General features: G+C 55.3%; 9 protein-coding genes and 1 pseudogene. 5 read left to right on the top strand and 5 right to left on the bottom strand.

Annotated elements, in window-relative coordinates; genetic code table 11:
• The 4 genes and pseudogenes from CLV88_RS22600 to CLV88_RS22585 all read right to left on the bottom strand — a co-directional run.
• Window positions 1–79 (bottom strand): annotated as a pseudogene (locus CLV88_RS22600) (electron transfer flavoprotein subunit beta/FixA family protein); the annotation flags it as partial.
• 296 nt (window positions 80–375) lie between these two features.
• Entirely contained in the window at window positions 376–948 is a 573-nt protein-coding gene (locus CLV88_RS22595) for a cob(I)yrinic acid a,c-diamide adenosyltransferase (RefSeq protein WP_106610674.1), read from the bottom strand.
• A 4-nt stretch (window positions 949–952) separates the two neighbouring features.
• Window positions 953–1,156: a twin transmembrane helix small protein gene (locus CLV88_RS22590; RefSeq protein ID WP_106610673.1), complete on the bottom strand. Its 204-nt coding sequence runs from the start codon at window positions 1,154–1,156 to the stop codon at window positions 953–955.
• A gap of 149 nt (window positions 1,157–1,305) precedes the next feature.
• Window positions 1,306–1,974, bottom strand: coding sequence for an SH3 domain-containing protein (locus CLV88_RS22585; protein WP_106610672.1), 669 nt, complete (start codon window positions 1,972–1,974; stop codon window positions 1,306–1,308).
• 56 nt (window positions 1,975–2,030) lie between these two features.
• Between CLV88_RS22585 and CLV88_RS22580 the strand changes: the two genes are divergently transcribed.
• Genes CLV88_RS22580 through CLV88_RS22570 form a run of 3 tightly spaced genes read left to right on the top strand, consistent with a single transcriptional unit; the run spans window position 2,031 to window position 6,860 of the window.
• The gene (locus tag CLV88_RS22580; RefSeq protein ID WP_106610671.1) at window positions 2,031–4,391 is read left to right on the top strand and encodes a DNA topoisomerase IV subunit A; all 2,361 of its coding nucleotides are present in this window, start codon (window positions 2,031–2,033) and stop codon (window positions 4,389–4,391) included.
• 52 nt (window positions 4,392–4,443) lie between these two features.
• The gene (locus CLV88_RS22575) at window positions 4,444–5,730 is read left to right on the top strand and encodes a DUF898 family protein (RefSeq protein WP_243403765.1); all 1,287 of its coding nucleotides are present in this window, start codon (window positions 4,444–4,446) and stop codon (window positions 5,728–5,730) included.
• On the top strand, window positions 5,727–6,860 hold the full coding sequence (locus CLV88_RS22570; RefSeq protein WP_106610669.1) for a M48 family metallopeptidase: 1,134 nt from the start codon (window positions 5,727–5,729) through the stop codon (window positions 6,858–6,860). Before CLV88_RS22575 ends, CLV88_RS22570 begins: the two co-directional genes overlap by 4 nt.
• A 106-nt stretch (window positions 6,861–6,966) precedes the next feature.
• Here CLV88_RS22570 and CLV88_RS22565 read toward each other — a convergent pair whose 3' ends face one another.
• The gene (locus tag CLV88_RS22565; protein ID WP_106610668.1) at window positions 6,967–8,319 is read right to left on the bottom strand and encodes a cytochrome P450; all 1,353 of its coding nucleotides are present in this window, start codon (window positions 8,317–8,319) and stop codon (window positions 6,967–6,969) included.
• Between CLV88_RS22565 and CLV88_RS22560 the strand changes: the two genes are divergently transcribed.
• Window positions 8,313–9,053: a hypothetical protein gene (locus tag CLV88_RS22560; RefSeq protein ID WP_106610667.1), complete on the top strand. Its 741-nt coding sequence runs from the start codon at window positions 8,313–8,315 to the stop codon at window positions 9,051–9,053. The genes CLV88_RS22565 and CLV88_RS22560 overlap by 7 nt on opposite strands.
• Before the next feature lie 102 nt (window positions 9,054–9,155).
• Window positions 9,156–9,250: GTP-binding protein (locus tag CLV88_RS22555; protein WP_131822069.1), on the top strand; the 95-nt coding region annotated here is incomplete at its 3' end.

The following is a 9,250-nucleotide window of genomic DNA, read 5'->3' as shown; positions in this document are numbered from 1 at the left end:
CAACTCCGCTCCCGTCCGCTTTAACACGAACCTTCACGTTGTAATCAATCACGCGCTTGACAGGTACCAAGACCTTCATGGGCGGATAACTCCTTTGTTTGCTCGAGCCGATGCTCGACCCGATTGAATGCTCTCGGAGCGTTGATACCGGTTCATGGTCATCCGAAACAGAGGAAAATCGTCATGTTTTGGGGCAAGGACGTCGCGTTTCGATATTTTAAGGCAGTGATTGCGAAAAGAAAATTTTGGCTTTGCGCAAAGACGACACGGATCCGGAGCCACTTGACTGCTAGGTAGCGCAAACATCTCTTTTTTGTGAAGCGCTTCGAAAGGTGATTCGCCCTTACGGAAAGATTGTCGCAGTTGGGCGCGCATTTATCTATTGGCACCAGGAACCCACAAAACATCCTTTTCGCCATTTTCGTTGGCGATGCGCGCGGCCACGAAGAACCAGTCGCTGAGACGATTGAGGTAAGTCGTGACATGAGGATTGACCTCTTCGCTTTGCGAGAGTTCCACGGTCAAACGTTCCGCGCGGCGCGCGACCGTGCGGCAAAGGTGGAGATGTGCGGCAAGTGCCGAACCGCCGGGCAAAATAAAGCTGCGCAAAGGCGCTAGCAGATCATTCATCAAATCAATTTCGGATTCGAGCCGGTCAACCTGAGCGGCGACCATCCGCAACGGCGGGTATTCGGCAGTCGCATCAGCGGCAATATCGGGCCGGCATAGATCCGCGCCCAAATCGAACAAATCGTTCTGGATCGCTGCGAGCTGATTGTCCATTTCGCCAGTCGCATAAAGGCGGGCCATGCCAAGAGTGGAATTGAGCTCGTCAGAGGTGCCGTATGCGGTAACGCGCGGGTCGTATTTGGCGACACGATCCCCGTTGCCAAGCGCGGTTGACCCTTTGTCGCCGGTGCGAGTGTATATTTTGTTTAGAACGACCATGTGGTTAGCCTCCGGTACGCAGCCAGGCAAAGAGCAGAATAACGACAACGGCTAGAAACTGAGCCGCGATGCGCCAACGCATGAGCCTGTTTCCATGTTTTTTGTTGAACTCGCCGCCTTTGGCAAACCCACCAATGCCAACCATCAAGATCGCTAGCACGCCAAATGCACAGGCGGCGGCCACCCAGAATAAAGGATCGTCTGCCATGATTCTGCTCCTATCAACTGCAGTTGTGTTGATTTAGTCGGTCGCGTGTTAAAACTGAACCGTAATGTGAGGTACGCGGGGTCGCAGTGCGGCGATCATTATTAGGTGAAAAATGTATTCGGTCAGATTTGGGGTGGGAATTTTAGGAGCTAAAAGCCACTCCTTTTGTGACGCAGAAGGCTTGCAGACATCCAGCCAATGCGACCGGTTTCGGCAACCTTTAACTTGACCCAACCGTTGCCGGGCTCGCGCAATACCAGCACCTCGTCGCCGCGAGAGAGTTTCCCAAGAACACTATAACGAGTGCCTGGTCCACCGCGCAGATTTACACGGGCGCTTCGAACAATTCGGACATCGCGGGCAACTTGCGGTTCTGCTGGAGCCGCACTCGCGCGTTTTTGCGAGGAGGGTTCGAGAGCAGTAGGGGTGTTTGATGATGGTGCGGGCGTTCCCAGCAGTTTTGAGAGATCCCGTTGGACTGTGGGAACCGCATTGGACCCCGTGTTTTTCTGACGGGGCGGCAAGGGGATTTCAGCTGCACTGGAGGCGAGAACAATGTTGGTGTTCCTCGCAAACGGTGTCGGTTGAGTTTCAGGTCTGTTTGATACACTGGGCGAGTGCGTCGTTCGGCTTGGCGGCTCGAACTCATCGCCGCCGCTGAGCTCATAAAATGCCCAGCCCAAAAATGCGAAGCTTAGAAAAACAAAACGAGACACCACAATCACCCCGAACACAGCAAAGAATTGATAATAAAAGCCTTTAGAACGACTCACACTATAACACGATGGCTGGGCTTGGGGCAGAAAGAAAATTTTCACGTTTATGCCAGCCGCATCCGCTTTACCCGGTTGCAGGCAATCGGTATCACCACGGTATGACTGATTTGATCGACGACGATGACCAGCCTTTGCCTGACATTACGGAACCTTTGCGACGCGCAATTGGCGAGCGCTATCTGACATATGCGCTGAGCACGATTATGCACCGGGCTTTGCCTGATGCGCGGGACGGGCTGAAGCCGGTGCATCGACGGATTCTCTATGCCATGAACCGTCTTAAACTGGCGTCCAATGGGAAGTTTCTGAAATCGGCGAAGATTTCCGGTGACACGATGGGGGATTTCCACCCCCATGGGGATGCTGCGATTTATGACGCAATGGCGCGTTTGGCACAAGATTTCAACGTGCGATATCCGTTGGTCGACGGGCAGGGGAATTTTGGTAATATCGACGGGGATAACCCGGCGGCGAGCCGATACACCGAAGCGCGAATGACCTTTGTGGCCGAGGCGTTGTTGAACGGTTTGGACGAAAACTCAGTTGATTTTCGCGACAACTATGATGGTCGGATCACCGAACCTGTTGTGTTGCCGGCGGAGTTTCCGAACCTGTTGGCCAATGGCGCAAGCGGTATCGCAGTGGGCATGGCGACGAACATTCCGCCGCATAATATTTCAGAACTGTGTGACGCGTGCATTCACATGATCAAGACGCCAGATGTGCGTGATGATACATTGCTGAACTATGTGCCTGGTCCTGATTTCCCGACCGGCGGCGTGATTGTTGAACCGCGTGACAGCATTGCGCAGGCCTATCGCACCGGGCGGGGGTCATTTCGGCTTCGTTGCAAGTGGGAGATGGAAGAACTCGGAAGGGGTCAGTGGCAAATAGTTGTCACGGAGATTCCGTATCAGGTTCAGAAATCGAAGCTGATCGAGAAACTGGCCGAATTGATCCAAACCAAGAAGGTGCCAATCCTTGGTGATGTGCGTGACGAGAGCGCAGACGATATTCGGCTGATCCTTGAACCGCGCTCTAAGAATGTGGAACCGGATATCCTAATGGGGATGTTGTTCCGCAGTTCTGATCTTGAAGTGCGGTTCAGCTTGAACATGAATGTGCTGATCGACGGGGTCACGCCCAAGGTGTGTTCGATGAAGGAAGTGCTGAGGGCATTTCTGGATTTCCGACGCGAGGTGCTTGTCCGGCGTTCAAAGCACCGGATGGAGAAGATCGATCACCGTTTGGAAGTCTTGGAAGGGTTTATCATTGCCTTCCTCAATCTGGACCGCGTGATTGATATCATCCGATACGATGATGCACCAAAACAAGCGTTGATGGCCGAGGATTGGGGTATCGACCACGTACGGGCCACATCAGAGCATGATTATGCATCACCATTACCTGCCAAAGGTGACGGTGAGCTGAGTGAAGTTCAGGCCGAAGCAATTCTGAATATGCGGTTGAGGTCGTTGCGGCGTTTGGAAGAGCTTGAACTTGTTCGAGAGCGCGACGCTTTGATGGAAGAGCGCGCGGGGCTGGAAGATCTTTTGGAAAGTGACGATTTGCAGTGGAGCAAGATCGTCGACCAGTTGAGAGAAACCAAAAAAGTTTTTGGCAAGGACTTTGATGGCGGCGTGCGGCGTTCTGTTTTTGCCGAGGCAGGCGAGGTCGAAGAGGTTCCGCTGGAGGCGATGATCGATCGCGAGCCAATTACAGTTGTATGTTCTCAGATGGGTTGGGTGCGGGCGATGTCCGGGCACATCGATCTGGGCCGAGAGCTGAAGTTCAAGGATGGCGATGGGCCACGCTTTACGTTCCATGCCGAAACGACGGATCGTCTTTTGGTATTTGGGACAAACGGGCGGTTCTATACAGTTAGCGCTGCCAATCTTCCCGGTGGGCGTGGTATGGGCGAGCCGCTGCGCCTAATGGTTGACCTGCCCAACGAAGCCGAGATTGTGGACATTTTTGTGCATCAGCCCGAGCGCAAGATGCTGGTTGCGTCAAGTGCCGGGGACGGGTTCATCGTTGCCGAAAAAGATGTGATTGCACAGACGCGAACCGGCAAGCAGGCGTTGAACGTTAAGGACGAAGTGAAGGCTGTGATCTGTAAACCTGTGGTGGGTGATCATGTCGCCGTCGTGTCCAAGAATGGCCGGTTCCTGGTGTTCCCTGTCAGCGAACTTCCTGAGATGGGACGCGGCAAGGGTGTGAGGTTGCAAAAGTATAACATGGCGCGGGGCCGCCAGGGTACGCTTGAGCTTGATGGCGGGTTGAGTGATATCACGACATTTGCATGGGATGATGGCCTAAGCTGGAGCATGGGTGGCGGTAAAACCCGCCACGAACCTGATTTGACCGAGTGGTTGGGGAAACGGGCCGGGGTGGGCAAGAAAGCCCCCTATGGTTTCCCACGCGATTACAAGTTCTCGTCACGTCAAGAACAGTGCTAGGTTAAAACCGTTCCCGTACCTCGGGGGCGGTTTTTTCGTTTTGGGGCTGAGTTTGAGCAATACTGAAGGATCAGTCGAGAGCGACAATGCGCCGACACCGTGGAACGTCGCGCGGGAAGCAAAGGACGCTACGCAGGCAAAGAAAACACCGTTGGCTAGCGGGCAGGTCCAAGGCGCATTTGTCGGTCGTCGCGGGCGGGTTTTCTGGATGGCGCTTCGGTTTGGCGTGTACACTTTGCTGACCGTTGGCATGTACCGTTTCTGGATGAAAACACGGTTGCGGCGCTGGTATTGGTCCAGTGTTCGTATTGGCGGCATTCCATTGGAATATGTGGGTGACCCGCTGGAAAAGGTGCTGGGGTTTCTGATCGCCGTGGTGTTTCTGGCGTTCTATATCGGTGTTGTGAACCTGTTGTTGATGTTCGCCAGTTTCTCTTTGTTTCAAGGAGAATACCCCGCCTACATCCTGAGCTTTGCCGGAGTGATCCCGTTTTGGTTTTATGCGCGTTACCGAGCGCGTCGATATGTGTTGGCGCGCACGCGGTGGCGAGGCGTTCGCTTTGGCCTTGCGCCGGGGGCGTGGGGGTATGTTGGGCGGGCGTTGGCACTGTGGATCGTGACGATCCTGAGCGCTGGCATGTTGTGGCCGTTAAAGACGTTCTGGTTGGAGAAGTATGTCACGGATCGAACGTGGTTTGGTACGGTCAGGATGGAGCAGGGTGGCCGATGGACGATGTTGTTCCGGCCGTTTTTGAACGTTGTGTTTCCGGGAGTGGGTTTGGCCGGGTTAATGATTTGGGTTGGCTATAGCGAGCGTTTCAAAGGGGGGGAAATGGCGGCTGGAGCGGTGCTCGCGGTTTGGTCGTTGATCGGGTTGGTGCACTATCAGGTTCAGGCCAAGCGGCTGCTGGCAAATGCCAAGCGGGCTGCAAACATGGGGCTTGTGGCGGAGCCGAGGACACGAACTGTATTTCGGATTTATGTTGTGGGTTATGGGATCGCCGGGATTGTGTCTTCGGTGGCATTGGTTCCGATCGCTTTGGCGGGTTTGATTGTTTTTGAAGCTTCGGGTGGCAGTATGGGGGCTGTTCAGGAGATCCTGGCTGGCATGCCTGTGTGGGCAGCACCCGTCGTTGGCGGACTGTCCTATTTCGCGATGTTTTTGATGTGGTCTGCGTTGCGGCAGGCGTTTGTGACCATGCCGCTGTGGCGTCTTTATGCCGATACGCTGAGCGTGATTGGCGCAGATGCGATGGGTCAAGTGCAACAACGCCCAAGAGATGAGTTCGCCGAAGCGGAAGGGTTTGCAGAGGCGTTGGACGTGGGAGCGGCGATATGAAATCGATCACCTCCACAATCGTGAGAGTTGGACGCAAACCGGCGCAATTGGGTGCGCTGGGCGCCTTTTTTGACGGGCAAAGCGCCCAAGCTCATGCGGTGCGGTTGAGCATAGACGAAACCCGTGCAGAGCTGGTGATCGCGTGGGGGAACACAGAGGTACGATGGCCTTTGGCCGAGATTCGGGCCGTTCCGGATCAGGCCGAGCAAGGTGATTTGGTCCTAATGTGGCCCGGCGCGCCGCTTGAGAGGTTGATGACAGATGAATCGCGGATTGCCGTGCGTTGCCCTGAATTGCGCAAGCCGGTGGTGAAGGTGTCACGTTGGCGTATTGCGACATGGGCAAACGCGGCTTTGGCGTCTGTTGCGCTGATTATTCTGGTTCTGGTGCCGCGTATGGCGGATCAACTGGCGACATTCATTCCTCCGGCTGGAGAAAAAGCGCTGGGAGATGCAACGTTGGAACGGGTGCGGTCTTCGTTGGATGGCACAGGGGTTGGCCAATTGGCGCTGTGCGATGCCCCAGAAGGGCGCGCGGCGTTAGACAAAATGACGGCTCGGTTGACGGCGGGCTATGAATTGGCAACGCCGCTGGACGTGCATGTTTTGGATCAAAAAATGATTAACGCGTTTGCATTGCCGGGGGGGCATATTGTTCTTGTTGACGGGCTCATTCAGGCGGCTGAAACACCTGAGGCGCTTGCTGCGGTGATCGCGCATGAGGTTGGTCATGTTGTTGGGCGGGATGCGACACGGCACGCGTTGCGTTCGGCGGGATCAATCGGCGTCTTGGGGCTTTTGTTTGGTGATTTTGCGGGCGGGGCGTTGGTGCTTTTCCTCACTGAACAGCTTATTCAAGCAAATTATAGCCAGTCAGCCGAAAGCACGGCGGACAGTTTCGCGCACGAGATGCTGAGTAAGGCAGGTGTGTCACCTGCGGCGCTGGGTGACATGTTTGAGGGGTTCCGCAAGCGGTTTGGAGACAATGACGGGATTGTCGCGCATTTTGTAAGCCATCCCAGTCTTGGCGATCGCATTGATGCTGCACATCGGGCGATCCAGACGGATATGCAGGTGCGGCCGATTCTGGGTGACACGGCCTGGCAGGCGCTTCGCAACATATGCCGTTAACCATAGGCGACTTGCGTTGCCCATTTGATCCCGACAGCAAGAGGCGAGCTCCTTCAGGCTCAGCTTTGCTGAGCCATGCCCAACCCAAAGGGGCGGGAGCGCATGGCTATAGAGGTTTCGCAGTGAGCCAGACGCCTGTGTTGGGTCGTAACGTCAGGATCATGACCGGATCTGGCGCGCGGCCCGACACGAGGTCAAAGTCGAAGCGCGCAAGTAGCGTGGCCAAAATGATCACCGCTTCCTGAATTGCAAAACTGGCCCCGATACAAATACGTGGCCCATCGCCAAACGGAAGATACGCGTAGCGGTCCACTGCCTTGCGGTCCGCAAACCGGTCGGGGCGAAATGCGTCTGGCTCCTCCCAAAGCATATGGTTGCGATGCAACGCATAGATTGGGATCATCACGGTATCCCCGGGTCGGACTTCGCGCGCGCAAAGCGTGTCGTGCCGCTGTGCCGTTCGCGAGATTATTCCCGCCGGGGGATAAAGTCTCAAGGCTTCGTCGACGATCTGGCGGATATAGGGCAGGTTGTCTACGTCTTCGCCTGCTGCCGTACGGCCGGAGAGTACAGAACGCACCTCGTTTCGGGCCTGTTCCTGTACCGTCTTGTCAAAGGCACACAAGTAAAGCGACCAGGCAAGGGTGAGGGCTGTCGTTTCGTGACCTGCGACGATGAACGTCAGCAGGTTGTCGCGCAACTCCGAGGTGTTCATCTGACGTTTTGTCTCGGGATCTTCACCCGCGAGGAGAAGGTCCAGCAGATCAGGGATGTCACTTGCGCCCCTCAGGCGGCGTGCTTCGATGGCTTCGTCGGCCACCTTTTTCATCTGCCCAACCGCTTTGCCAGACAGCAACCGACCGGGTCGTGGAATCCAGTCTGGAAGACCCAGCATGTCAAAAAGGGATATTTTGCCAGCTTCGCCGATATACGCATCGATTGCGCGGTGCACTCCGTCACTGTCAAATGTGTCTTGGCCAGAAAACGTGACATCTGAGATGACATCAAACGTCGTGCGAACCATTTCATCGAGCAAGTCGATACCACGTTCACCCGCCAATCCAATCCGGTCAGCAGAGCGCTCGGCCGCCGTGGACATGACCGGTGCAAGGTTCATAACGTTTCGATGTGAGAACACCGGTGCCGCAGTTCGGCGCTGCCAGCGCCAGTGCGCATCCTCTGCAATAAAGAGGCTGTCGCCAATTGCCGGGCGCAGGATGTTCTTGGTCGCGTTGGATTTGGGGTAATCGTCAACCTTTTCCAGCAATATGCGTCGGATTGCGCCGGGGTCCATCACCATGTGCCATCGCAGGCCGGTGCGCCCCGATACCATAGGTTGGCGCACGGCGATTTCCGGAAGAATTGTTAACAGATTGCTGCGGGCGGCCCTTAACGAGCCCCAAAGGCCCAGCGGCTGGGTTGCCAGCGCGGCGTGAACTGGAAGGTCGGACGATGACATCAGCGCTCCTTTGTCACAAAGATAAGGCATCGCTGCCAAGATGGAAGGCTATCATTGAACCTACGTATTTGTTGGGCTATCGGTTTCAGGAATTTGAGGCAGGGCAGAAAAACATGAAACGCTTGATGTTGGCACTCACGACTCTCTGGGCTTTGGCGGCATGCGCAGTTCCCACTGATCCTGACGATTCACCGGTGCGTGATCTGGGGGACTTTAAGTTGGGGCACAATATTGTTGTGGCTCCGGACATTCAAAAAGGCCCCTTGTCGCGTGAAATGCCCAAAGAGCAGTGGATCGCGTCGATGAAAGACGAAATTGACGCGCGCTTTGGTCGGTATGACGGTGACCGCGTTGTCCATTTTGGGGTAAACATTAACGGTTATGTGCTGGCCCAGCCCGGAGTGCCAATCCTGTTTTCCCCGAAATCAGCCCTGATTTTCAATATCACCGCGTGGGATGATCGGGCCGGAGGTAAATTCAATGATGAGCCGCGCCAGATCATCGTGCTGGAATCGCTGTCAGGCGGCACACTGGTTGGAACTGGATACACACTTAGCCCGGAAGAGCAGATGGAGAATCTGACACACAACGCGGCGCGAGAAATAGAAAAGTGGCTGGCGGAAAATGCAAAATGTCTGGTCGAGAATGTGCCTGAGGATGTGCTTGCAGATTGCTGGAAAGACACGCAGGAAGAGCAGGAAGAGCGGCAACGGCAGTTGGACGCACTTAGATAACACGAAACCCTTCTTGATTTTTGTCGCGCAACCCAATATGTCGCGCGCGGTAGAGATAAACGGGCTGTGTTTTGGCCCCCCAACTTCTAGAAGGCGCCCGAGATGGCAAAGGAAAAGTTTGAACGTTCCAAACCGCACTGCAACATTGGCACGATTGGCCACGTTGACCACGGTAAGACGACTCTGACAGCGGCGAT

Origin of the sequence: Shimia abyssi (genome assembly GCF_003014475.1) — a bacterium.
In the GTDB taxonomy this organism is placed as follows: Bacteria; Pseudomonadota; Alphaproteobacteria; order Rhodobacterales; family Rhodobacteraceae; genus Shimia; species Shimia abyssi.
The sequence above is the reverse complement of the archived record's forward strand: the minus strand, read 5'-3'. Positions and strand labels throughout refer to the sequence as shown.

Excerpts from the sequence above, each read along its gene's own strand:
- CLV88_RS22590 (WP_106610673.1), bottom strand. The coding sequence starts at position 1,156 with ATGGCAGACGATCCTTTATTCTGGGTGGCCGCCGCCTGTGCATTTGGC.
- CLV88_RS22560 (WP_106610667.1), top strand. The coding sequence starts at position 8,313 with ATGACATCAGCGCTCCTTTGTCACAAAGATAAGGCATCGCTGCCAAGA.
- CLV88_RS22570 (WP_106610669.1), top strand. The coding sequence starts at position 5,727 with ATGAAATCGATCACCTCCACAATCGTGAGAGTTGGACGCAAACCGGCG.
- CLV88_RS22565 (WP_106610668.1), bottom strand. The coding sequence starts at position 8,319 with ATGTCATCGTCCGACCTTCCAGTTCACGCCGCGCTGGCAACCCAGCCG.
- CLV88_RS22580 (WP_106610671.1), top strand. The coding sequence starts at position 2,031 with ATGACTGATTTGATCGACGACGATGACCAGCCTTTGCCTGACATTACG.
- CLV88_RS22595 (WP_106610674.1), bottom strand. The coding sequence starts at position 948 with ATGGTCGTTCTAAACAAAATATACACTCGCACCGGCGACAAAGGGTCA.